This is a genomic window from Streptomyces sp. NPDC022552 (assembly GCF_055561875.1).
The window spans coordinates 177,516-199,182 of sequence record NZ_JBVHGJ010000010.1 but is presented as its reverse complement, the minus strand read 5'-3'; the positions used below and the strand labels follow the sequence as shown (position 1 = coordinate 199,182).

Sequence of the window (21,667 nt, the reverse complement as noted above, 5' to 3'; positions counted from 1 at the left end):
CTCACGTGCCGGTGCGGGATCCCTGGGTGGTCGCGGGGCGGACCAGGCGGATGCCGAACCCGAAGGTGTTCGTCGACAGGGCGATGCCGATGAAGAGGAGTGCGAAGTGCTCCTGGCCGCGGGCGGTTTGGATGCCGCCGAGGTCGAGCAGGGAGTCGTCCGGCCAGCCCAGGTCGTGCAGCAGGCCGCTCACCGTCTCCTTGGCCGTGGCGTCGTCGCCGGAGAGGAAGAGCGTGCTCGGGCCCTCCAGGGACTGCGGGGCGACCATCACGACACTGTCGACCGTGCAGAGCGTCTTGACGACGCGCGTCCCCGGGAACGCACTCTGGATCTCCTCCCCGAGGCTCACCACGGGGTGCGAGAGCGACTCGTCCTCCAGGAAGCCGACGGCGACGTCCAGCAGCACCTTCCCCTCCAGCGCCGGTGCGCCGATCGACTCCAGGATCGCCACCGACGCCGTCCCCGGCGTGGCGTTCACCAGGACCTCCGCGTGCGCGGTGGCCGCCGCCGGATCGCCGATGCGTACCCCCGCGTCCAGCAGGTCCTCCAGCTCCGTGAGGAGTTCCTTGTCCTCGGGGCGCCGTGACCCGAGGACGATGTCATGGCCCGCGCGGGCCCAGCCCGCCGCCAGCGCCTGTCCCACATGACCCGTACCGAGAATTCCGATTCGCATGACCACGACGCTAGGCGCGCCCCGCCCGGTGCCACATCGGCCGATGGTCGGGGAAGCCCCGCGCGCGGGCGTAGACCCGGCGGCCTAGGCCGGGCCCCAGGGGGCTCGGCGCCGCCCGGCCCGGCGTCCGGGCTGAGATGATCGTACGTATGCACGCCTCTTCCTTCTCCGCGCCGACCGACGCCCTCACCACCGAGCGTCTGCTGCTGCGCCCCGTGCGCACGGCCGATGTGCCGGCCGTCACCCGGCTGTGGACCGACCCCGAGGTCCGGCGCCATCTGGGCGGGCCGGTCACCGAGCAGGTCGTGCGGATCCGGCAGCGGCGCGTCGTCGGTGCGCCCGGCGTGCATGCCGTGGTGCGGACCGCCGACGGGGTACTGCTCGGGCTCGTGACCGTGGAGCCGGAGGCGCGGGACGGGGAGACGGAGATCTCGTACCAGTTCCTCCCCGAGCACTGGGGTCACGGCTACGCCCGCGAGGCCGTCGCAGCCGTCCTCGACGCCACGCTCCACGACACCCCCAGCGTCGTCGCCCTGACCCAGGAGGCGAACCACCCCTCCCGGCGGCTCCTCGAAGCCGTCGGCATGACCCATACCTCGTCCTTCGTCGAGCACGACGCCCACCAGGTCCTCTACCGGCGTCGACGCTGACCCCCGCGGCCCCCGTCGCTCATCGGACCTTCTCGCCCGCCGCCAGCTTCGCCACCATCCGCTCCAGCCGCTGCGCCCGCCCCTTCGGGGTGCGGGCCTGCCACAGCCGCAGGATCACCAGGTACTGATCGGTCTTGCCGAGCCCCTCGTAGAAGGCCCGCGCCCGCTCGTCGGCCGCCAGCGCCGCTGCGAGATCGTCCGGTACGGTCGCCTCCGCCTGCGACGGGTACGCCGCCTCCCACCGGCCGTCCGACTGGGCGGCCCGCACCTGCGCGAGCCCCGGCTCGCGCATCCGGCCTGCCGCCGTGAGCGCCTCGACCTTGCGCACGTTCACCCGCGACCAGAGACTGCCCGGTCTCCGCGGGGTGTACTTCTGGACGTAGTACACCCCGTCCCCGCCCTTGCGCTGCCCGTCGATCCAGCCGAAGCAGAGCATGCAGTCGAGGATCTCCGGAATCGTCAGCGACTCGCCCCCCTTGCCCTTCTTCGCGACCCGCAGCCAGACCCCGGGCGTGTCGGCATGGTGCGTTTCCAGCCATGCCTCCAGCTCCGCGACCGTCGTGACCGTGATCAGCTCGAGTCCCTCGTACCGCTCCACCGGATCGGTCCCCTGTCGTCGTCGGACGTCGCCCACGGACGTCGTCCTGGACGCTCGTGACCACGATATTCGGCGACCCCGGACCCACCCGCGGAAGCCTCGCACCGGAGGGGTGATGCCTCGTCAGAACCGTGCGTGCGTCGTGATGTCCGACTCGAACTGGGTGATCATCTCGGGCGTCACCGTCGGCCGGCACTGGCCGATCGCCTCCAGGTAGTCCGCCGTGGTCGCACCCGGCAGCCGCTCGTCGGCCGCGGCGCGCCCGCCGACGGCGACCAGATCGCGCTCGAAGGAGTTCTGGGCGGCGATCCGCGCCGCGTGCTCGATGTCGGCGGGTGTGAACAGGTCGCTCGCCGCCACCAGTTCGTCGATGTCGACGTCCGTCCGCCCCTCGGTGTACCGTGCCCAGATCGCGGCGCGGGCCGCCTTGTCCGGCGTACCGATCGGGATCAGGTAGTCGAAGCGCCCCGGGCGCAGAAAGGCAGGGTCGAGGGAGCGGATCGAGTTCGTCGCGCAGACGAGCAACCGCTCGTCCCGCTCGCGGAACCCCGGGATGAGCTTGAGGAGTTCGTTGGTCACCCCGTGCATCCCGCCCGGCTGCGCGGGCTCCTGACGGACCGGGGCGATCTCCTCCACCTCGTCGATGAAGACCAGTACGCGCTCCAGCTCCGCGATCCGGGCGAACGCCGAGCGCAGCGCCGCCGCCAGGTTCCCCTCGTCGGCGAGCCGGGACGGCAGGATCTCCACGAACGGCCAGCCGAGGCGCGAGGCGATGCCGCGCGCGAACGTCGTCTTGCCGGTCCCCGGCGGTCCGAACAGACCCACCGCCCGCGGTGGCCGCACACCGTGCCGCGCCGCGCGCTCCGGCTCGGCGAGCGGAAGCACGACGCGCCGTTCGATCAGGTCCTTCTCGCGCTCCATGCCGGCGACCTTGGCCCACAGATCGCCCGGCAGCAGCCGGCCTCCGAGGTCGTCGAGGAGATTGGCGGCGGGGCCGTGCAGCGGCTCGACCTTCTCGAAGTACGCGACGGCCGGCTGACGGGTGTAACCGGCGTTGAGCAGGCCTTCGCCGAGCAGGTCCTCCTCGGGCAGGACGTACGCGATCCGGCCGACCCGTGCCGCGACCAGCCGCCGCTCCAGCTCGACGAGCAGGGCGCTGGCGAGCCCCCGGCCACGCCAGGCGGAGGAGATCGCGATCCGCATCACCCAGGCCCGTTCGCCCGAGACGCAGGCGAGCGCCGCGCCGATGGGAACGCCCTGGTGCACGGCGACGACGGCCGGCTGGCGGGAGGTCAGGGCGCTGATGCACTCGGCCAGGGAGAACACGGACTCCTGTCCGAGCTCGGCCGTGGTGTCGATCAGATGGACGACCGCGGCGAGATCGCTCTCGCGGTAGTCGTGGATGAGCCAGTTCACCGGTACCGCCCCTCGTTCGTTCGATTTCGAACCGATGCGGCGAGGCTAGGGGCGGGGGAGGAGGCGGGTCGTGTGCCACGGTGCACAAGGAGCGCCCGGCAAGTGCTACGAAGCGTCACTGGCCGGGCGGCGCCCGGGGAAGTCCGGAACGCGTACGGGATGGCCTCCCGATCGCGTCCGGAACGCATCCGGAACGGGCGAAGCCCCCGGAAGGAATCCTCCGGGGGCTTCGTCAGGGTGCAGCTCAGTACGCCGGCGCGAGCTTCGGGTTCGGGCCGTAGGCGTTGTCCGTCTGGTTGCCCTCGGTCGCGTAGAACACGATGAGGATGATCCCACCGACCAGCGGGATCAGGCCGAGCAGGATCATCCAGCCGGAGCGGCCCGTGTCGTGCAGACGGCGGATGGTCACGGCGAGGGTCGGCAGGAACACGCCCAGCGCGTAGATGCCGGTCAGCAGCGGGGCCGTGGTGAGCACCGCGTCGAGGATCGCCAGGACGACGTAGGCGATGACGTTGAACAGCATGTACATCCAGTATTCCTGGCGGCGCGCACGGCCGGTGAATACCGCGTACTTCTTGAGAACGTCGAGGTACCAGTTCACTTAGTCCCCCCAAGGACTGGGAAATGCGAGCGGGAGCCTGTCCCTGTGGAGCAAGCTTACGCAGAACTTATGTGGCCGAAACGCCGTCGGTCAATTCGTTACCTGGGGCGGGGCGTTGGTGGTGGATGTGTCTGCATTTGCGCCTGTGGCACGGCGGCGGCGCCGCATCCCGTTCGGGGTGCGGCGCCGTTCTGAGGAGGTATCAGGGGTTTACCGCGTTTTTCTGGTCTTGCTCATGAGCAGCCCGCCCGCCGTGAGAGCGAAGAGGCAGACGCACGCACCGGTGATGACGTTGCTCAGGATCGCGCCAGTTCCGGCGTCCGCGGTGGCGACCACCCAGGGAGAGATGATCAGCCATGCGCCGAGCGCCAGGACCACGAAGTTGAGGTCCTGAGACCGCTCGGGGGCCATCGACATACACAGGCCGAGGGCCGCGAGGGCGATGCCGGTGACCAGGTTGCTGAGAGCGAGTTCTGGCCTGGCGGTTGAGAAGTGAACCACCCATCCGGAGACCGCGGCGTAGATGCCGGCGAGGATCACGAGCTCCTCGACCGCCGCCACACCCCGGGTCTGGAGGATTTGGGAGTAACGCTCCCGCATTTCCGTTGCGTCAGGGTGTCCCCTGATATCACCAGGACGGTGAGAGACGTCAGACATACGACTCGCCTCCTTCTGGCGTCTTGCACGTCTGACCGCGCTTGCGGCGTCGTGCCGCGGTTTCATTGTGCGCTTATCTGGCCTTTATGTGTAGATGCGCCCGATAGGGGATTCGCACAGAAATGGCGTCACGGATATGCGCGTAACCACCAAAGGGGTGATCATTTGATGAACATCCCCTGAAGGGTCACGTGCATCGCCGCATCGGTATGCGCGGGCTACCGCTGATCGTCAGCCACGGCTGTAGGGGCGGGTGATGATCTCCATGTTGTGACCGTCGGCGTCGTCGAAGTACGCGCCGCGGCCTCCGAAGAGGTGGTTGACCTGCCCGGGCTCGGTGTGGTTCGGGTCCGCGTAGTACGTGACACCCATCCGCTCGAGCCGTCCGATCATGGTGTCGAACGCCTCGTCGGGCACGAGGAAGGCGTAGTGCTGAGGGGTGAACGTGGCGTCCGGCGACTCGTAGTAGTCGAGGGTCACGCCGTTGCCGGTCTCCACCGGAACGAACGGTCCGAAGGGTGCGCCGACGTCCAGGCCGAGGACCTCGGCGATGAACGCGGCGGAGGCCTGCTTGTCACGGGCGTATACAACAGTGTGGTTGAGCTCGATGGCCACGGAGGGTCCTCTCGAAAAAGGCTGCGTCGGTGTCTTCCTGATGGGCTTGTCGCGCGCGTACTGGCGTATGAACGCGTACGCGTACGTGGAAGACGACCGAGGCGGGCCTCGCGCCCGCCCGGCGGCGGTCACGCCAAGGCCGGGTGCCTCACTCGCTCACGGCCCATGGCCGACCCGGCAGTCATACGGTCAGGCTAGCCAATGATCATCGGGGCGGGCAACATCATTTCGGCGAGCGGGGAGAACGCGGGGAGAGGTCCCGACGCGCTCCGCGGCGTAATCTGGAAGTGGACTCGGGGGTCGGTACGTCCCATCGCCGGGAGGCGGACGAACATGACCGGAATCGTGTCCCAGAGCTTCGACTCCGCAGATGAGACGCGTCCCTTCGAGGGCGCCAAGGGCAGGCTGGACGTGATCAACGCGGACAGTGGTCCGGTCGGGCGTGCTGTGTTCGAGCCCGGCTGGCGGTGGTCCGAGCACGTCAAGCCCATTGCCGGGACGGACAGTTGCCAGGCTTCGCACGTCGGGTACGTCGTCAGCGGCCGGATGAAGGTCGTGATGGACGACGGGGAGTCCGCCGACTTGGGCCCCGGCGACTTCATGGCCGTCGAGCCGGGCCACGACGCGTGGGTCCTCGGCGACGACCCCTGCGTGGTGGTGGACTGGTCCGGCTTCCGGGACTACGCGGTACGGAAGTGAGGCTGCCGACCGGCGTGGACGACAGCCGAGGGCGTCGGTGGTGCGGCCCGCCGCGCACACCGCCCACGGTGTGACACCGGCCACCGCGTGACGCCGGCCGGGCGTACTGGTACCCGGACGGCTGCCGAAAAGCCCAGATCAACGGGGGCATTGGCCTGTTATCGTCGCCCGCATGCCCGAACTGATCGCCCCCACAGCTCGACTTCACCGCTCCTGGCTCGAAGCGCATGCCGAGTGGAGCCCCGGCGCCCATCAGTCGGGCGCGGGGATGAGACTGGCGGAGGAGGAAGCCTTCGCGATGCCCGAGGTCTTCGCCGCCTGGGTCGGGCGACTGCGGGAACAGGCCGACTCGGCGCGGCCGTTGGCGCGGGGGTGGGTGAACGCCACGCACTGGTGGATCGTCGAGGACGGAGCGTACGTCGGCGCGATCGATCTGCGCCATGAGCTCAACGACTTCCTGCTGCGGGCCGGCGGGCACATCGGTTACAGCATCCGGCCCTCCGCCCGCCGCCGCGGCCTCGCCACCTGGGCCCTGGGGGCAGTCCTTCCCGAGGCCCGAGCCCTCGGGCTCGACCGGGTCCTGGTGACCTGCGACGACGACAACGTGGCCTCCGCCCGCACGATCGAGCGCAACGGAGGGGTCCTGGAGGACACCCGCGACACGGAGATCGGCCGCAAGCGCCGGTACTGGATCGCCCTGTGAACGCGGAGGCCGGCGGGATGGAGGGGATGGACGGGTTGGACGGCTTGGACGGCATGGACGTGCCGGGTGAGATCGACGAAGCGATCGCGGCGGAACTGCGCCTGATGGACCCCTCGGTGCGCTCCTCGCGCGCGCTCTCCAGGGAACTCCTCGACCCCGACTTCGTGGAGATCGGGGCGTCGGGGCGCCGCTGGACGTACGCGGAGATGCTCGCCGCGCTGCCCGAGATCGCGGGCGGCTCGGCGGAGGGCCCGCGCTACGAGCCCTCGGCGATGAACGGCACGGTCCTGGCGCCCGGCCTGGTCCACCTGACGTACGACACGCACATCGACGGCCACCACGCCCACCGCAGCTCCCTCTGGCGCCGCCACACGGACGGCACCTGGCGCATGTACTACCACCAGGCAACCCCGTTCCCGAAGTAGCACCCCGCGATCTGCCGGCGCCCTCCTCTTGGGGGCGCCACCGGCGAACCGCAAGGGTCTCGCTGGGACAGACGCGTGCGGCGTTCGGCCGGGCGCTGGCCCCCGGGGGGCCTGTTGGGCGCAGGCGCCCGGGGCCGTGCCGGGGTCGCTGCGTGCGGTTGGCGGTGGCCTGACGCTTGCCCCTCGGGGGCCGGTCGGGCGCCGGCGTCCGGCGGTTCGTGGCACCACAAGGGTCTCTTGGGGCAGACGTGCGGCGGTCTGTGCACGGCGGCCCCTTCGGCCGGTCGGCACCGGCGTCCGGCGGCTCGTCCGTCGGGGTCGCTACCTGCGGCCGTCGTCGGGCGGCGCCCCCTCGCCTAGCGCTCGGCCTCCGGCAGCCACCTGGCCGAAGAACCGCCCGTCGGCCACGACGGACTGGCCCGGCCCGTCCGCCACGGCGTGCCGGCTCGGGTCGGCCCGGAGGGCCGTCGTGGCGTACCACCGGAGGCTCCCGCAGGTGCCACCTCAGCCGTACGCGTCCGTCACGCAGTCCCTCGCGCACGCGCCCCGCTCGTACGCGTCGCGGAGGGCGGCCGCCGCCAGGTGGGGGTCCGCGTTCGGGTGGGCGAAGTGTTCGTCGGCCAGGCGGAGCACGTCGTCCACCGTGACGATCGCCGGTTCACCCGCTCCCGCCGCCCCGCGGGCCGATGCGATCGCCATGCCCGCCGCCCTCCGCAACACCCGCTGCTGTTCCCGCTGGGCGGCGGCCCACGCCCGCGCCGGGGCCAACGGCCGGACCGCGCGCCCCTGGCGCGCGGCGCCCAGCGCCATGAGGCCCGCCCCCGCGGCCACGACCAGGATCCCCACCACCGTCTCCGCGTGCAGCCCCGTCACCCGGCCCCCTCCCGTCGAGGGACCCGTACCCAGTTCGACCCGAATCCAGGCACCGCCCTCCCTGACACGCGTAAGTGACACGTGTCACCTTCCCGGCTTCAGGCGTTGACGCGGCCGATCTTCGGCCGGACGCTGCTCCCATGACCGTCACCACCGTCACCACCACCCACGGCCCCGTCCGAGGCGAGCGCCGGACTGACGGGAGCCTCCGCTTCCTCGGCATTCCCTACGCGCAGCCGCCCGTCGGCGACCTCCGGTTCGCGGCGCCCGTGCCGCCGGAGCCGTGGACCGAACCGCTGGACGCCACCGCCTACGGGCCGACCGCCCAGCGCCGCCCCTTCGCCGACGTGACCACGATCCCCGAGCCCTCCGTCCCGGGCACCGGGGTCCTCAACCTCAACGTCTTCACGCCGCGTACCGACCCCGAGGCCGGGCTCCCCGTCCTCGTGTGGATCCACGGCGGCGGATACGTGGCGGGGTCGGCGGCCAGCCCCTGGTACGACGGATCGGCCTTCAACCGCGACGGTGTCGTCCTGGTCTCCCTCGGCTACCGGCTCGGCGTCGAGGGCTTCCTGCACCTCGACGACGCCCCCGACAACCGTGCCGTCCGCGACTGGATCGCCGCCCTCGAATGGATCCGCGACAACATCGCCCGCTTCGGCGGCGACCCGGCCAAGGTCACCGTCGCCGGCCAGTCGGCGGGCGGCGGCGCCGTGCAGACCCTGCTCGCCGTTCCCTCCGCCCGAGGCCTGTTCCGCGGCGCGCTCTCCGTCTCCGGGGCGGTCATGCGTCCCGACGGCCCCGAGGTCGCCCGCGCGGCGTCCCGGCTGTTCGCCGCGCGAACCGGCGTACCCGCCACGGCCGCGGCCCTCCGTGACCTGAGCGACGACGAACTCCTCGACCTCCAGGACCGGATGGGCGCACCGGGCCCGGACCGCGAGGGCCTGCCGCCGCTGCTGTCCCTGGCGCCCTTCGCGGACGGCGAGCTGATCCCGGAGCCCGTCCTCGACGCGCTGACGGCCGGCGAGGCGGGTGCCGACGTCCCGCTCATGCTGGGCTTCACCGCCCACGAGTTCAACGCCTTCCCGGCCCCGGGCCCCGACGGCCCACCCGTGCCGCTCCTCCTGGGCGCGCTCGGCCTGGCCGAGGACCGGATGGACTCGTTCACCTCGGCGTACGGCGGGGGCGACCCGGACACGCTGTTCGGCCAGGCCCTGACCGACGTCACCTTCCGCGCACCGTCCCTGGCCCTCGCCGACGCCCGCGCCGTGCGCCGTCGCCCCACCTGGCTGTACGAGTTCGTATGGGAGTCGCCCGTCAACGGCCAGGCCTTCCACTGCCTGGACCTGCCGTACGCCTTCGACCTCCTGGACGCGGAGGGCGTCACCGCCGTGGCGGGCGAGGCCCCGCCCCGCGCCCTGGCGGACGCGATGCACCGTGCCTGGGTCGCCTTCGTACGGGACCAGGACCCGGGCGCCTCCTGGCCGCGCTACACGGCCGACGAGCGCGCCACGATGATCTGGGACGCCGAGCCGCGCGTCGAGCGGGACCCGCTGCGCCAGGTCCGCGAGATCTGGCTCGCCTGACCGGGCGGTGCGCGGCAGAAGCGCCATCTCGACCCTGTGGGTTCCGCGCGAGGTGGCGTGTCGACCACGAACCTTCGGCGCGACCAGCGGTCAGGCCGATGTGCGCGGAGTCTCCCGGCCGGGCGCGGCCACGGGCGCGGTCATGTCGAGCAGCATCATGGCGTCGTGGTCGGGGGTGTCGGGTTCGGCGGTGTAGACGCCGATGCGCCGGCCGGGGGTGCCTTCCAGGTGCATGGACTGGGAGGTGAGCGTGACCGTGCCGACGCGGGGGTGGTGGAAGGTCTTCTGCGCGGGCTTGTGGCCGGTGACCTCGTTGCGTTCCCACAGCCGGGCGAAGTCGGGGCTCTTGAGGAGGAGCTCACCGACGAGGTTGGTCAGGTCGGGGGCGTCGGGGTCGGTGCCGGCGACGGCGCGCAGCCGGGCGACGCAGCCGGTGATCTGGCGGTCCCAGTCCGGGGCCGGGGGTGGTTCGGGGGCGTAGCGGGCGGCGCGGGCGGCGAGATCGCGCAGGTGCTGGTGTTCCTGGTCGTCCATGTGCAGGGCGCGGGCGAGGGAGTCGAGGACGGCGGGGCTGGGGCGGGTCTCCTTGCCGCGTTCCAGGCGCACGTAGTAGTCGATGCTGATGCCGGCGAGGGTGGCCAGCTCCTCACGGCGCAGGCCGGGCGTGCGGCGGATGCCGGCGCCGACGGTGAGGCCGACGTGTCCGGGACTGGTCTGGGTGCGGCGGGCGCGCAGGAAGCGGCTCAGCTCGGCGCCCTCGCTGTGCGCGCTCTGGGATGCCATGACTCCAGTCTCGCCCGACGGGCACCCGCTCCGCGGACAGGACGGGGGGCCTGCCATCCCCCTGAAGAGCCCGCCCTGCCACACGGCATCGATCCGGGCGAAGGTGGACGAGGAAGACACCGGCCCCCTCGCCGTCACCCAGGCTCCGACCGGCACGATCTGCCGGGCCGGGCGAGGGTGGAGGGACGGAGAACGCCACCGACCGGAGAAGGCGAGACGCGCCACCCGCTCTCCTCCCGCACAGCGAAGGACATTCCGCTCATGCAGACCGTCACCCTCAACAACGGCGTCGAGATGCCGCTCCTCGGCTTCGGCGTCTACCAGATCCCCGCCGAGGACACCGAGTGCGCCGTCTCCGAAGCACTGGCCGCCGGCTACCGCCTGCTGGACACCGCCGCCGCCTACGGCAACGAGGAAGCCGTCGGCCGCGCCATCAAGTCCGGCAACATCCCGCGCGAGGAGCTGTTCGTCACCACCAAGCTGTGGGTGCAGGACGCCCCCGCCGAGGACAACACCCGCCGCGCGTTCGAGACGTCGCTGGCCGAGCTGGACCTGGACCACGTCGACCTGTACCTGATGCACCAGCCCTTCGGTGACGTCTACGGCCAGTGGCGCGCCATGGAGGCGCTCAACCGCGAAGGCGCGGCCAAGGCGATCGGCGTTGCCAACTTCTACCCCGACCGGCTGATCGACCTGATCGTCAACAACGAGATCACCCCGCAGGTCAACCAGATCGAGACCCACCCCTTCTTCCAGCGCGCCGACTACCAGGACCTCATGCGCGAGCACGGGGTGCAGATCCAGTCCTGGGGAGGCTTTCGCCGAAGGCAGGAACGACCTGTTCACCAACCCGCTGCTCGCCGAGATCGGCAAGGAGCACGGCAAGTCGGTCGCCCAGGTCGTGCTGCGCTGGCTCACTCAGCGCGGCGTCGTCGCCATCCCCGACCACCGCGACCCCGAGATGGTCACCTGGCTCGCGGGGCGCCGCCTGGACAGCTGAGCGCCACCAGACGCCCCTCGCCGGCCGCGGGTGCCCGGAAGCAGACGCCCGGGGCACCCGCCCGGCGCACCGCAGCGCAGCGACCGGACACGACCTGAGGCAGGTCCTCCTGGCCTGCTTCACCCGCCCGGGCGAGAACTTCCACGCCACACCCTCGCGGGTCTCCGCTCTGCGCGCCGCTACATGGGGACGCTCCGGTAGTGGGTGGTGATCCTGCCCCCCTCGGCCAGGACGTGGAAGGCGAGCGAGGGCGCCATCTCGTCCCGGTACACATGGACGCCGGGTCGGCCGTCCGACTCCCAGGGGAGCTTCGACGTCGAGATCACGCCCGGGGCGACCAGCACCGGGAGCCCCGCGAAGGTCGTGGCGGCCGCGGTGTGCGCGTGTCCGCACAGGAACGCGACGAGGCCGGGGCGGCGCTCGGCAAGCTCGGCGAGCCGGTGCTCCCCGAACTGACGGATCCCGTCCACGAACGGGATGTGCAGCGCGGTCGGCGGGTGGTGGAAGCCGACCAGGACGGGCACCGCCTCCGGTGTCTCTTCCAGTACGGACTCCAGCCAGGCGAGCGTCTCCTCCTCCAGGAAGCCCTCGTCCTTCCCCGGCACCGACGAGTCGCCGAGCGCCAGTACGAACCCGGCCCCGCGCAGCACCTGGTTCACCGGTGCATCGGCCCGCGACGCGCGCTCGCCGAGGAGCACCCGGCGGAAGACGTCACGCCGGTCGTGGTTTCCGGGACAGACGAGCAGCGGGTGCCGGGTCCGCAGCAACTCCCGTACGCGGAGGTACTCCGACTCCAGACCGTGGTCGGCGATGTCACCGGTCACCACGACCGCGTCGAGGTCGATGTCGAGCGACTCCAGGTAGGCCATCACGGACCTGGTCCGCTCCGCGCTGCGCGGTGAGCTGTCGATGTGGATGTCGCTGAGATGCGCGATCACGATCACGGCGGGAACCCCTCTCCGGCGCGAGGCCGTGAGCACCGCGTACGGTCCCCGCGCCCCCGGCAACCCAGGGGACGCCCTCCGCGTCCCCGCCGTGAAACTACTGTGCGCCGCCCGGCCGTCGCGCGGGCCAACTCCGCACAAGTGGCCCGGGACCGCGCCGCATCCGCGACGCCAGATGGTCGGCTCCGGTAACCGCTGTGGCGCAGACGCATCTGTTCGCCGTCGTTCAGGCTTCCTTGTCAGCCAACCTGGTCGCTCTTCGGCCCGATGCCCTCGATCCTGGTCGGAGTTCCGTCGGGGGCGAACGGGTGATGGAAGGTGAAGGCGTGCGGGGGGCGCCCCAGTCCGCCCCGAAGAACAGGCCCCGGTCACCGTCCGCCGCTTCAGCCCGCGCGAGGTATCCGGGGTGCTGACTGATCTTCCGGTAGACGGCCTCACCACGGTCGTAGAACTCGCGCGTGAGAGATGAGGGATCGGCGAGAGGTGACTTCAGGACGCCGAACGTGTACAGCGCAAGACGGGGCATGCTTCTCTCCCTGGTCGGGGGTGCCTGGTGCGGACCCGGTTCGGTGGCCTACGCCTGGGGGCGAGGATCCTGGGGCGTGACGAACTCGTCCCGTCGCGGGTGGCCCAGCCTGAAGGAACTCCTGCGCGACCGTGGGCGATCGCCGAGGACCGGGGTGAAGGTAGCTGCCTCCGCGGGCCATGTCGAAGTTGCGTTTCCCCTGCCCAAGTGGCTCCCCTGCACCGGTCATTGCGGGGGTTGGGGCGGTGACGGGCGGAGCACGGGCTCAAAGACCGTCAACGCTGCGGTCTAGCATCGGGCGACAGCCGCCGTCCGCGCCCTCGGAGGGATCGGACGCCGGGCCCGGGCACCACGTCAGAGAACGGACATCACCGATGCTGAAGGACTTCGCCGAGCTCTCCACGCCTCTGATCGCCGACGCCTGTGTCCGGCTCGGTGAACCGCTGCGCGTCGCTCCCACCGGTATCGCCCCCGTCGTGCCGGGGCAGCGCATCGCAGGGCGAGTGCTGCCCGCCCGGCACTACGGAAGCGTCGACGTCTTCCTGGAGGCCTTCGGTGCGGCCGAGCCCGGGGACGTGCTCGTCGTCGACAACGCGGGCCGCCGCGACGAGGCCTGCGTCGGGGACCTGGCCGTGCTGGAGGCCGAGGCGGCCGGCGTCGCCGGTCTTGTCGTCTGGGGGCTGCACCGCGACACCCCCGATCTCGTCGAGATCGGGCTGCCCGTCTTCTCCTACGGCCGCCACGCACCCGGACCCGTGCGCCTGGACGACCGGGAGCCGGAGTCCCTGCGCACGGCGCGGTGCGGGACGCACCTGGTGAGCGCCGCCGACGTCGTCCTCGGCGACGACGACGGCGTGCTGTTCGTCGCCGCCGACCGGGTCGACGCCGTCCTCGAGACCGCACACCAGATCCACGGCACAGAGCGCGGACAGGCGCGCAGGATCAGGGCCGGTGAGACGCTGCGCGCGCAGACGCGGTTCGCGGAGTACCTCGACCGGCGGGAGGCGGACCCGTCGTACACCTTCCGACAGCATCTGCGCCGGATCGGCGGCGCCATCGAGGAGTAGAGGCCGTGCCGCGGATCAGCCGGCCCGGAAGCCGACGGTCCCGTCCGGCAGGACGGCCTCCACCGTCGCGCCGTGCTCGACGGTGCGGCTCACCGTGCAGAACTTCTCGTGCGTGAGCCGGACCCCGCGGGCGAAGACCTCGGCGGCCCGCGGGTTGCTCTCGGGCAGCTCGAACTCGTAACTGACCCTGATCCGGCCCACCCGTCCGTCGTCCTCCGGAGCGGAGACCGACTCCACGACGATCCGCAGGTCGTCATGGTCCACCGCGCGCGCGGTCCGGTCCACGACCATGCCGCCGCAGCCGCCCATGGCCGCGAGCAGCAGCTCGACGGGGGTGAACGAGGGCTGTGCGTCCGCGTCGTCCGCCGCTCCCATGCGCACCTCCGCCCCCCGGTCGTTGCGGGCGGTCCACTGGCGGTAGCCGGTGCGGACGGTCTCGATGCGGTAGTCGGCCATGGTGTCGTGGGCTCCTCGGTGTGCGTACGGGTCCGTACGGTGCGGTCGACCGACCACGCAACCCCCACCGGGCCCGGCCCGCCAAGGTGGCGCGCCGGGTCGGCGTCGCCGCAGGGCATCCGCCCCCACTCGCGGTCCCGACCTGAGTACGTGAGCAGGTCCGAGTGAGTACGTCGTCCGATACCCGGCCCGGGGCCGCGCTGGTCGAATGGCACCATGATCTCCGACGCCCGGCGCTCCCGCCGCATGCAGCACGTCACGACCACCGGCTCGGCGCTGGCGGGCGCGCTGCTTCCGCTCGTCGTCGGCATGCTGCTGGCGAGGAGCGTGGGCGCGGACCCGATGACGCCGGTGAACGCCCTGATCGCGAGCGGCGGCCAGCGCGCCCGCCTGGACCGTTGCCAGCTGCGCGCCGTACGGTCGAAGCGCGAGGGCCGGGGCCCGGTGGTCGGCCCGACCCGCCCGGTCCACCCCCGGCGTTCGCTGCCCTCCCTCCCCGCCCTCCCCGCCATGCCCGCCCTGCGTGAACTGGCCGCCCGGCGTGAACTGCACGCCCTGCGCGAACTGGTTGCCCTTCCGCGTCGGTGAAGCCTGCCCCAACGTATGACCAACTCCCGGCATAGACGCCTGTGTTGGGCCATGACTGCGTAGCCTTGGGGGAGGGGAGTCGGCTGCGCGGGGGTGAGGCGTGTGACTGCTGGATCCGGGTCGATACGGCGGGGGAAGGGTCCATCGCGCGGCCGCTTCGCCCTCTGGCTCCTGCTCCTGGCGACCCTCCTCGCCGCGGCTCCCGCGGCCGCCGTCACGGCCGGTCCGTCGGACGGCCCGCGCCCGACCGCCGTCAGGACCGCCGCCGCGCCGGCCGCACGGGCGCCCTCCTGCGACCCACGGCGCGCGAGCCCGCGCCCCTCACGCGTCGACGGCCAGGCCGTGCGGCGCATCCGTGAGCGCGGTCATCTCGTCGCGGGCGTGGACCTCAACAGCTACCTCTGGGCCTCGCTGGACCAGGACGCGCAGGAGCCGGCCGGCTTCGACGTCGACCTGGTGCGGGCCATCGCGCGCGACATCCTCGGCCCGAAGGCCACGGTCCGTTTCGTCAGCATGCCGCCCAGCCAGCGGATCCCCCGCCTCCAGGCCCGCCAGGTCGACGTGATCGTGCGCACGATGAGCATCACCTGCGAGCGGCTGGCCGATGTCGCCTTCTCCAGCGTGTACTTCGAGACCGGTCACCGCCTCCTCGTGCCGGAGGGCTCCGAGATCACGGGCTTCGACGCGAAGCTGCGCGGCAAGCGCGTCTGCCTGAGCAAGGGGAGCTCGGCGTCCCCCCTGCTGGGCTCGTCCGGTACGGGCGCCGTCGCCGTGGAGACCTCGAGCCATCTGGACTGTCTCGTCGAGCTCCAGCAGGGCGACGTGGACGCCGTACTCACCCACGCCACGCTCGCCGCCGGGCTCGTCGCGCAGGACCCCACGCTGCGGATCGTCGGGCCGCGCCTGGACACCTCGCTGTACGGCGTCGCCATGAACAAGGGCGACACGGACCTGGTCCGCCGGGTCAACGCGATCCTGGAGGACTACCGCGAGGGCGGCTCCCGCAGCCTCTGGATGGTCTCGTACAACCGCTGGCTGGCCCCGACCCTGGGTGCCCTTCCGCAGGGCCCACCGCCGGCCGAGTACGCCGACTGACCCGCGAGTACGCCGACCGGCCCCACGGCCCGGCCTGGTGCCCTCCCTGGCCCGTCAGCCCCGGAACGTCGCCGGCCGCTCCGGCGAGGCCTCGGCGAGGGCCTTCACCACCGCCTCCGTACCGGCCCGCAGGCCGTAGACCGGGGTGTCGGGCTGCTGGCGCCAGGAGTCGTCGATGCCGCCCGCGTCGACCGTGTCGAAGCCCAGCTGGTCGATGAGGGCGCGGACCGTCTTCTTGGCCACCTCGTCGTCGCCCGCGACGGGGAGCGCCATGCGCTCCGGGTCACCGGCCGGGAGCGGCCTGTCCAGGATGTCCTGCGCGTAGGTGCCGTTGAAGGCCTTGATGACCGGGTGGCCGAGGTGGCGCTCGGTCCAGCGGCTCTCGGTCAGGCCGTCGTCCTCGATGGCGGCGATCCGGCCGTCGCGCTGCTGCGGGTAGTAGTTGTTCGTGTCGATGACCGCGAAGCCCTCCGCTGCGCCGTCGAAGAGACCCGAGGGCAGGTCGGGGACGGCCTTCAGCGGGACGGTCACGATCACGATCTCGGCGCCGCGCGCCGCGTCGCCGACCGTGACGGGCGTGGCTCCGGTCTCCTCGGCGAGTGCCGTGAGGGTCTCGGGGCCGCGGGAGTTCGCCACGGACACGTCGTGGCCGAGCGCCGCGAGACGGCGGGTGAGGTTGCCGCCGATGTTGCCTGCGCCGATGATGCCGATCTTCATGGAACGTCCTTCCGAGCGGGTGCGGCGAGCTGCCACGCAAGACCGGAACCGCAGGCCCGGGTGGGCTATTCCCCGGCTCCGCGCCGCCCCGACGTGAGGGCTTGGCGTGTCCGGAGTGAATCCTGTGCCGTTCCGGGGCCGGAGTGGTCGCCAAGTGCGCGATGATCCTGAAGACTTCGAGGTTCGTCGAGAGGACAGCCGATGACAGCGCGCGACGAGGCGCGGCAGAATCCGCAGCAGGAGGAGTCCGCGCCGGGTGGCGGTATGGACCGGCGCCGGTTCCTCGGCTACGTCCTGGCCGCACCGACCCTCACCGTCGCCGCGCAGCTCGGCGAGGCGGTCCTGGCGCCCGCCCCGGCGGCAGCGGCGGCACCGGCCCTGGTGCCCTCGCTGCCCGGGCCGTCCGAGATCTACGACCTCAATGACATGCTCACGCACGCCGCCCTTCCCACCGCCGACCTGATCACCATCCGGATCGACCCGGACGGCACCGCCTCCTTCGCCCTGCCCAGGGCCGAGGTCGGCCAGGGCATCACCACCTCCAGTGCGATGCTGATCGCCGAGGAGCTGGACCTGCCGCTGGAGAAGGTACGCGTCACTCTCGCCGACGCCCGCCCGGAGCTGCTGTTCAACCAGCTCACCGGCGGCTCCAACACCACCATCTCCACCTTCACGCCCATCCGGGTCGCCGCGGCCGTCGCCCGGGGCCGGCTGCTGCGCGCCGCCGCCCTCGAACTCGGCGAGCTGGTGGGCTCGCTCACCGCCAAGGCCGGGGCGATCGTCTCCTCGGCGACGGGCCGGAGCCTCACCTACGGCCAGCTCGCCGTGAAGGCGGCCTCCGGCACCGACACCGCGGTGAGCGTCGCCCTCAAGAAGCCGTCCGAGTTCAAGGTCATCGGTACCGCGCAGCGGCGGATCGACGCCCTGGAGGCCGTGACGGGACGCAAGAAGTTCGCGATGGACGTCCAGGTGCCGGACGCGCTGCCGACCATGGTCTGCCGGCCGCCCACGATCAACGGCACCGTCCGCTCCGTCGACAACGCGGACCAGGTACGGGCCATGCCCGGCATCACCGACGTCGTACGGATCTCCACCGGCGTCGCCGTCCGTGGCCGTACCTTCGGCCAGTGCATCGACGCCGTCCGCGCCCTGAAGGTCACCTGGGGGCCCGGCACCGCCGACTCAGACTCCGACGCGACCGTCCTGCGGAAGCTGCGCGCCGCCGAACTCCCCCTCGTCGTACCGCCGTTGCCCCTCCTGACCAAGGCCGTCGACGCCCGCTTCACCTTCCACTTCGCCAGCAACAGCGCCCTGGAGACCAACTGCGCCATCGCCGACGTGCGCGCGGATTCGGCCGAGATCTGGGCGAGCCTGAAATCGCCCATCGTCGCCCAGGAGCAGATCGCCCTCCAGCTGGGTCTCCCGGTCACGGCAGTGAAGGTCCACGTCACCGAGGGCGGCGGATCGTTCGGCCGCAAGCTCTTCCACGACGCCGCCCGTGAGGCCGCCGAGATCTCGCGCGCCATGGGCAAGCCCGTGAAGCTGATGTGGCACCGGACCGACGACTTCCGTCAGGGCCGTACGCATCCCATGTCGACGTCCCGGGTCAGGGCGACGTACACCCTCGGCGAGGTGCTCACGTACGAGCAGCGCCACACCTCCGTCGCCACCGACTTCGGCCACGGCCTCGGCGAGATCATCACCTCCGCCGCCGCCCAACTGCCCGTCGGTGACCTCACGTTCTCCCAGACGATCTTCCAGCTGACGCAGCAGAGCCCGTACCACTTCGGTGTCACCACCCAGCTGCTCAGCGAGACCGACAAGGGGTTCAACACCGGCTCCATGCGCAACATCTACTCGCCCAACGTCCGGTGCGCGCAGGAGCTGGTCGTGGACGAACTGGCCCGCCGGACGGGCAAGGACGCGTACGAGTTCCGCCGCCGGCACCTCAAGGACGAGCGCGCCCGGGCCGTCCTGGACAAGGTCGCGGAGGTGGGGGAGTGGGGACGGTCCCTGCCCGCCGGCATGGCGCAGGGCATCGCGCTCCACCCCGAGTACCACTCCTTCGTCGCCGTCCTCGCCGAGATCGACTGCCGGCCCGAGACCACCGGCCGGAAGATCCACGACGCGTACACCGGCCCCCGCGTGACCAAGGTCGTCTGCGCCGTCGACGTCGGCCTGGCGGTCAACCCGCGCGGCCTGGAGGCGCAGATGATGGGCGGGATCATCGACGGCATCGCCGTCACCCTCACTTCGGGCCTCCACCTCCGCGACGGGCACTTCGAGGAGGGGAGCTGGGACAACTACTTCTACACCCGGCAGTGGAACACCCCGCCCGAGCTGGAGATCGTCGTCATGCCCCCGACCTCGGACCGGCCGGGCGGCGCCGGGGAGCTGGCCGTCGCGGGCGCGATGGCCGCGGTCGCCTGCGCGTACGGCAGGGCCACCGGCACCATGCCGACGACCTTCCCCGTCAACCACGCCGAGCCGCTCGGCTTCGAGCCGCTGCCCACCACCCCGCCGATCCCCGCCTCGCCGGTCGACGGCCTCGACCGCGCCTTCTAGGACCAGGAGCCTCCGTGCCGCACCACACCTTCATCCTCAACGGCCGGGCCGTCACGGCCGAGGTCGAGGACGACGTCCGGCTGCTGTGGGTGCTCCGGGACGTCCTCGGCGTCACGGGACCCAAGTACGGCTGCGGGCTCGGCGTCTGCCAGGCGTGCACCAGCCACATCAACGGCAAGGCGTTCAACCCCTGCTCCGTCCCGGTCAAGGACATCGCCCCCACCGACGAGATCACCACCATCGAGGGCCTGCCCGCGACCGTCGGCGAGGAGCTCCACCCCATGCAGGAGGCCTGGCTGGATCTCGACGTGGCCCAGTGCGGCTACTGCCAGCCCGGCCAGATCATGACGGCCGTCGCCAAGGTCCGCGCCGCACGGGCGGCGGGGCGCGAGATCGACGAGGCCGACCTCGACGAGATCCGCAACATCTGCCGTTGCGGCACATATAACCGGATCCGTGAGGCGATCGTGGCGGGAGCCCGCCGTATGCCCTGACGAGGACAGCACCGGTTCGCCCAGTGCGAGGGAGACCACGGCATGACAAGGAAGATCGTCCTGATGATGTCGGTCTCCCGCGACGGACGCCTCGCGTGACAGCAGGCGCGTTCCGAGTCTTGTGGGTGGCGCGGCGACTCCTTACTGTCGGGTAAGTTGCCCTGCCGCACAGGGCAGTTGATGCCGCATACCCTCCTGGAAGGAACACCGATGTCTGCTGCCCGGACGCGAGGCGCGCGCCGCCTCCTGCTCGGCTCACTCGCCGCCGCCCTCGCGCTCACCGTCGTCGGCGGCGGCACCGTCGCCGCCGCCCCGCCCGCCGGGCCGGCCGCTCCCGAGGGTCTGCGCGAGGTCATGTTCGTGGGGAACAACTGGGACGGCACCGCCGACGTCATCGAGGCCACCGGCGACTTCGCGCGCATCGGCCGGATCAACGTCATACCGGACCGCGAGCGCCGCATGTGGGAGATCGGACTCAACCCGATCAAGCTCGCCTTCTTCCTGGGCATCCGGCAGGGGCCCGGCGAGGGGCACGACCAGTTCGTCGACGACATGTACGCCACGCCGGACGGCTCGGCGATGGTGGTCTCCAGGCCGAGCTTCGCCGACGTCGTCTCCATCGACCTCCGCACCGGCGCGCTCAACTGGCGCTTCCCCGTCTCCGGTTTCCGCTCCGACCACATGGCCGTCTCGCCCGACGGCACCCGCGTCGCCGTCTCGGCCTCCACCTCCAACACCGTGCACGTGCTCGACATCACCACGGGCAAGCAGGTCGGCTCCTTCGCAACCGGAGACAAGCCGCACGAGAACGTCTTCTCGGCCGACGGCCGTCACCTCTGGAACATGGCCATCGGCGAGGTCACCACCGCCCTCGACGACCCCTTCTGGGACTGGACCAAGGGCGATCGCCGCATCACCGTCGTCGACGCCCGCACCTTCGAGCAGGTCCGCGTCATCGACATGCGCGCCCGGCTCGACGCCTTCGGCCGCAAGGACCTCTCCGACGCGGTCCGGCCCGTCGCCTTCACCCCCGACGAGTCGAAGCTCTACTTCCAGGTCTCGTTCTTCAACGGCTTCCTCGAGTACGACATCGCCACCGACCGGATCACCCGGGTCAAGACGCTCCCCGAGAACCCGGCCACCGACCCGGACCGCACCACCTGGGTCAACGACTCGCGCCACCACGGCATGTCCATGAGTCCCGACGGGTCCAAGCTCTGTGTCGCCGCCACGATGGACGACTACGTCACCGTCGTGGACCGTCAGACCCTGAAGGAGGGGCCGCTGGTGGAGGCGTCCAAGCCCTACTGGGCAACGGTCAGCGGCGACGGCCGGTCCTGTGTCATCTCGGAGAGCGGTACGGACCGGGTGACGGCGATCGACTTCGCCACCGGCCGCAAGGTCGCCTCCGTCTCCGTCGGCGACCACCCCCAGCGCGTCCGCCTGGCCCGCGTTCCCGCCGACTGGAGCGGCCCGGCCGCGCGCTGACGGCCTCAGCCCGCCGCGACGGACCCGGTCGCCAACTTCTCGCGCACGGCGTCGAGATAGGCGGCGACCGCGTCCCGGTTACGGGTCAGGCAACGGATGCGGTCGGTCATCCGGTCGCGCTCGTTCTCCAGCGTGGCGAGCATCTCCGGTGTGGCGTCGGGGAAGTGGATGGCGCGGGGCTTGTCGAGACACGGCAGGATCTGCTTGATGATCCGCGTCGGCAGCCCCGCGTCCAGCAGACCACGGATCTGCAGGACGCGGTCCACGTTCGACTCGTCGTAGGAGCGATAGCCGTTCGGTGCGCGATCGGCGACGATGAGACCCTGCTCCTCGTAGTAGCGCAACAGTCTGCGCGGGGTTTCGGTGCGCTGCGACAGCTCTCCGATGCGCATGTGGTCCACCTCCCGGGATCGCGCTTGACCTTCACATCAATGTGAGGGTTTCAGCA

Annotated in this window: 23 protein-coding genes and 2 pseudogenes; 12 read left to right on the top strand and 13 right to left on the bottom strand. The window is 71.5% G+C overall.

Annotation, left to right across the window (positions count from 1 at the left end; genetic code table 11):
* Position 1 precedes the first annotated feature (1 nt).
* Positions 2-673 (bottom strand): NADPH-dependent F420 reductase, encoded by a 672-nt coding sequence (locus ACZ3OF_RS25210; protein WP_361674022.1) that lies wholly within the window; start codon positions 671-673, stop codon positions 2-4.
* A gap of 149 nt (positions 674-822) precedes the next feature.
* Between ACZ3OF_RS25210 and ACZ3OF_RS25205 the strand changes: the two genes are divergently transcribed.
* Complete coding sequence (locus ACZ3OF_RS25205) at positions 823-1,323, top strand: GNAT family N-acetyltransferase (RefSeq protein WP_467306916.1); 501 nt, start codon at positions 823-825, stop codon at positions 1,321-1,323.
* Between the two features lie 19 nt (positions 1,324-1,342).
* Here the strand turns inward: ACZ3OF_RS25205 and ACZ3OF_RS25200 are convergent, their stop codons facing one another.
* From ACZ3OF_RS25200 to ACZ3OF_RS25180, 5 genes are all read right to left on the bottom strand, one after another.
* Complete coding sequence (locus ACZ3OF_RS25200) at positions 1,343-1,894, bottom strand: YdeI/OmpD-associated family protein (protein ID WP_361674336.1); 552 nt, start codon at positions 1,892-1,894, stop codon at positions 1,343-1,345.
* Positions 1,895-2,044: 150 nt separating this feature from the next.
* Complete coding sequence (locus ACZ3OF_RS25195; protein WP_361674026.1) at positions 2,045-3,337, bottom strand: ATP-binding protein; 1,293 nt, start codon at positions 3,335-3,337, stop codon at positions 2,045-2,047.
* 244 nt (positions 3,338-3,581) lie between these two features.
* The gene (locus tag ACZ3OF_RS25190; protein ID WP_361674028.1) at positions 3,582-3,938 is read right to left on the bottom strand and encodes a DUF805 domain-containing protein; all 357 of its coding nucleotides are present in this window, start codon (positions 3,936-3,938) and stop codon (positions 3,582-3,584) included.
* 210 nt (positions 3,939-4,148) lie between these two features.
* The gene (locus ACZ3OF_RS25185; RefSeq protein ID WP_467306913.1) at positions 4,149-4,538 is read right to left on the bottom strand and encodes an SPW repeat protein; all 390 of its coding nucleotides are present in this window, start codon (positions 4,536-4,538) and stop codon (positions 4,149-4,151) included.
* Positions 4,539-4,826: 288 nt separating this feature from the next.
* Positions 4,827-5,210 carry a VOC family protein gene (locus ACZ3OF_RS25180; RefSeq protein ID WP_361674032.1) on the bottom strand — a complete coding sequence of 128 codons (384 nt, stop codon included), beginning with the start codon at positions 5,208-5,210 and terminating at the stop codon, positions 4,827-4,829.
* Positions 5,211-5,543: 333 nt separating this feature from the next.
* On the opposite strand from ACZ3OF_RS25180, the gene ACZ3OF_RS25175 reads away from it, so the two are divergent.
* The 3 genes from ACZ3OF_RS25175 (at position 5,544) to ACZ3OF_RS25165 (ending at position 7,037) form a co-directional block, all read left to right on the top strand.
* The gene (locus ACZ3OF_RS25175) at positions 5,544-5,909 is read left to right on the top strand and encodes a cupin domain-containing protein (RefSeq protein ID WP_361674034.1); all 366 of its coding nucleotides are present in this window, start codon (positions 5,544-5,546) and stop codon (positions 5,907-5,909) included.
* A gap of 172 nt (positions 5,910-6,081) precedes the next feature.
* A complete protein-coding gene (locus tag ACZ3OF_RS25170; RefSeq protein ID WP_467306910.1) occupies positions 6,082-6,612 on the top strand; it encodes a GNAT family N-acetyltransferase in 531 nt (176 codons plus the stop codon).
* A gap of 26 nt (positions 6,613-6,638) precedes the next feature.
* A complete protein-coding gene (locus tag ACZ3OF_RS25165; protein ID WP_467307020.1) occupies positions 6,639-7,037 on the top strand; it encodes a nuclear transport factor 2 family protein in 399 nt (132 codons plus the stop codon).
* Between the two features lie 504 nt (positions 7,038-7,541).
* Here ACZ3OF_RS25165 and ACZ3OF_RS25160 read toward each other — a convergent pair.
* A complete protein-coding gene (locus ACZ3OF_RS25160) occupies positions 7,542-7,910 on the bottom strand; it encodes a hypothetical protein (RefSeq protein ID WP_361674038.1) in 369 nt (122 codons plus the stop codon).
* 140 nt (positions 7,911-8,050) lie between these two features.
* Between ACZ3OF_RS25160 and ACZ3OF_RS25155 the strand changes: the two genes are divergently transcribed.
* Complete coding sequence (locus ACZ3OF_RS25155; RefSeq protein WP_361674040.1) at positions 8,051-9,496, top strand: carboxylesterase/lipase family protein; 1,446 nt, start codon at positions 8,051-8,053, stop codon at positions 9,494-9,496.
* Positions 9,497-9,586: 90 nt separating this feature from the next.
* On the opposite strand, the gene ACZ3OF_RS25150 is transcribed toward ACZ3OF_RS25155, so the two are convergent.
* A complete protein-coding gene (locus ACZ3OF_RS25150; protein WP_467306906.1) occupies positions 9,587-10,279 on the bottom strand; it encodes a helix-turn-helix transcriptional regulator in 693 nt (230 codons plus the stop codon).
* 261 nt (positions 10,280-10,540) lie between these two features.
* Between ACZ3OF_RS25150 and ACZ3OF_RS25145 the strand changes: the two are divergent.
* Positions 10,541-11,279: pseudogene (locus ACZ3OF_RS25145) on the top strand (aldo/keto reductase).
* A 179-nt stretch (positions 11,280-11,458) separates the two neighbouring features.
* Here the strand turns inward: ACZ3OF_RS25145 and ACZ3OF_RS25140 are convergent.
* Together ACZ3OF_RS25140 and ACZ3OF_RS25135 are read right to left on the bottom strand one after the other, a co-directional pair.
* Complete coding sequence (locus ACZ3OF_RS25140; protein ID WP_467306904.1) at positions 11,459-12,223, bottom strand: metallophosphoesterase; 765 nt, start codon at positions 12,221-12,223, stop codon at positions 11,459-11,461.
* A 334-nt stretch (positions 12,224-12,557) separates the two neighbouring features.
* Positions 12,558-12,749: pseudogene (locus ACZ3OF_RS25135) on the bottom strand (DUF3291 domain-containing protein); the annotation flags it as partial.
* A gap of 374 nt (positions 12,750-13,123) precedes the next feature.
* Here ACZ3OF_RS25135 and ACZ3OF_RS25130 point away from each other — a divergent pair.
* Complete coding sequence (locus tag ACZ3OF_RS25130) at positions 13,124-13,816, top strand: RraA family protein (protein WP_467306902.1); 693 nt, start codon at positions 13,124-13,126, stop codon at positions 13,814-13,816.
* A gap of 15 nt (positions 13,817-13,831) precedes the next feature.
* Here ACZ3OF_RS25130 and ACZ3OF_RS25125 read toward each other — a convergent pair whose 3' ends face one another.
* Entirely contained in the window at positions 13,832-14,272 is a 441-nt protein-coding gene (locus ACZ3OF_RS25125) for an OsmC family protein (RefSeq protein WP_361434160.1), read from the bottom strand.
* Between the two features lie 216 nt (positions 14,273-14,488).
* On the opposite strand from ACZ3OF_RS25125, the gene ACZ3OF_RS25120 reads away from it, so the two are divergent.
* Complete coding sequence (locus tag ACZ3OF_RS25120; RefSeq protein WP_467306899.1) at positions 14,489-14,860, top strand: hypothetical protein; 372 nt, start codon at positions 14,489-14,491, stop codon at positions 14,858-14,860.
* Between the two features lie 102 nt (positions 14,861-14,962).
* Positions 14,963-15,955: a glutamate ABC transporter substrate-binding protein gene (locus ACZ3OF_RS25115; protein WP_467306897.1), complete on the top strand. Its 993-nt coding sequence runs from the start codon at positions 14,963-14,965 to the stop codon at positions 15,953-15,955.
* A 54-nt stretch (positions 15,956-16,009) separates the two neighbouring features.
* Here the strand turns inward: ACZ3OF_RS25115 and ACZ3OF_RS25110 are convergent, their stop codons facing one another.
* The gene (locus ACZ3OF_RS25110; RefSeq protein WP_361674050.1) at positions 16,010-16,708 is read right to left on the bottom strand and encodes an NADPH-dependent F420 reductase; all 699 of its coding nucleotides are present in this window, start codon (positions 16,706-16,708) and stop codon (positions 16,010-16,012) included.
* Positions 16,709-16,873: 165 nt separating this feature from the next.
* Here ACZ3OF_RS25110 and ACZ3OF_RS25105 point away from each other — a divergent pair, with 165 nt between their 5' ends.
* The 3 genes from ACZ3OF_RS25105 to ACZ3OF_RS25095 all read left to right on the top strand — a co-directional run bounded on the left by ACZ3OF_RS25105 (position 16,874) and on the right by ACZ3OF_RS25095 (position 21,219).
* Positions 16,874-19,237 (top strand): molybdopterin cofactor-binding domain-containing protein, encoded by a 2,364-nt coding sequence (locus ACZ3OF_RS25105; RefSeq protein ID WP_467306894.1) that lies wholly within the window; start codon positions 16,874-16,876, stop codon positions 19,235-19,237.
* 14 nt (positions 19,238-19,251) lie between these two features.
* On the top strand, positions 19,252-19,731 hold the full coding sequence (locus ACZ3OF_RS25100) for a (2Fe-2S)-binding protein (protein WP_361674052.1): 480 nt from the start codon (positions 19,252-19,254) through the stop codon (positions 19,729-19,731).
* Positions 19,732-19,941: 210 nt separating this feature from the next.
* Positions 19,942-21,219, top strand: a complete 1,278-nt coding sequence (locus ACZ3OF_RS25095) for a YncE family protein (protein ID WP_361674054.1) — start codon at positions 19,942-19,944, stop codon at positions 21,217-21,219.
* A 5-nt stretch (positions 21,220-21,224) separates the two neighbouring features.
* Here ACZ3OF_RS25095 and ACZ3OF_RS25090 read toward each other — a convergent pair whose 3' ends face one another.
* Positions 21,225-21,611 carry a MerR family transcriptional regulator gene (locus tag ACZ3OF_RS25090; RefSeq protein WP_361674056.1) on the bottom strand — a complete coding sequence of 129 codons (387 nt, stop codon included), beginning with the start codon at positions 21,609-21,611 and terminating at the stop codon, positions 21,225-21,227.
* Between the last annotated feature and the right edge of the window lie 56 nt (positions 21,612-21,667).

What these genes read in the sequence shown, in the direction of transcription:
- ACZ3OF_RS25210 (WP_361674022.1), bottom strand. Translation starts at nt 673, where the DNA reads ATGCGAATCGGAATTCTCGGTACGGGTCATGTGGGACAGGCGCTGGCG.
- ACZ3OF_RS25205 (WP_467306916.1), top strand. Translation starts at nt 823, where the DNA reads ATGCACGCCTCTTCCTTCTCCGCGCCGACCGACGCCCTCACCACCGAG.
- ACZ3OF_RS25185 (WP_467306913.1), bottom strand. Translation starts at nt 4,538, where the DNA reads ATGCGGGAGCGTTACTCCCAAATCCTCCAGACCCGGGGTGTGGCGGCG.
- ACZ3OF_RS25175 (WP_361674034.1), top strand. Translation starts at nt 5,544, where the DNA reads ATGACCGGAATCGTGTCCCAGAGCTTCGACTCCGCAGATGAGACGCGT.
- ACZ3OF_RS25170 (WP_467306910.1), top strand. Translation starts at nt 6,082, where the DNA reads ATGCCCGAACTGATCGCCCCCACAGCTCGACTTCACCGCTCCTGGCTC.
- ACZ3OF_RS25165 (WP_467307020.1), top strand. Translation starts at nt 6,639, where the DNA reads ATGGACGGGTTGGACGGCTTGGACGGCATGGACGTGCCGGGTGAGATC.
- ACZ3OF_RS25155 (WP_361674040.1), top strand. Translation starts at nt 8,051, where the DNA reads ATGACCGTCACCACCGTCACCACCACCCACGGCCCCGTCCGAGGCGAG.
- ACZ3OF_RS25150 (WP_467306906.1), bottom strand. Translation starts at nt 10,279, where the DNA reads ATGGCATCCCAGAGCGCGCACAGCGAGGGCGCCGAGCTGAGCCGCTTC.
- ACZ3OF_RS25130 (WP_467306902.1), top strand. Translation starts at nt 13,124, where the DNA reads ATGCTGAAGGACTTCGCCGAGCTCTCCACGCCTCTGATCGCCGACGCC.
- ACZ3OF_RS25125 (WP_361434160.1), bottom strand. Translation starts at nt 14,272, where the DNA reads ATGGCCGACTACCGCATCGAGACCGTCCGCACCGGCTACCGCCAGTGG.
- ACZ3OF_RS25120 (WP_467306899.1), top strand. Translation starts at nt 14,489, where the DNA reads ATGATCTCCGACGCCCGGCGCTCCCGCCGCATGCAGCACGTCACGACC.
- ACZ3OF_RS25105 (WP_467306894.1), top strand. Translation starts at nt 16,874, where the DNA reads ATGACAGCGCGCGACGAGGCGCGGCAGAATCCGCAGCAGGAGGAGTCC.
- ACZ3OF_RS25095 (WP_361674054.1), top strand. Translation starts at nt 19,942, where the DNA reads ATGTCTGCTGCCCGGACGCGAGGCGCGCGCCGCCTCCTGCTCGGCTCA.
- ACZ3OF_RS25090 (WP_361674056.1), bottom strand. Translation starts at nt 21,611, where the DNA reads ATGCGCATCGGAGAGCTGTCGCAGCGCACCGAAACCCCGCGCAGACTG.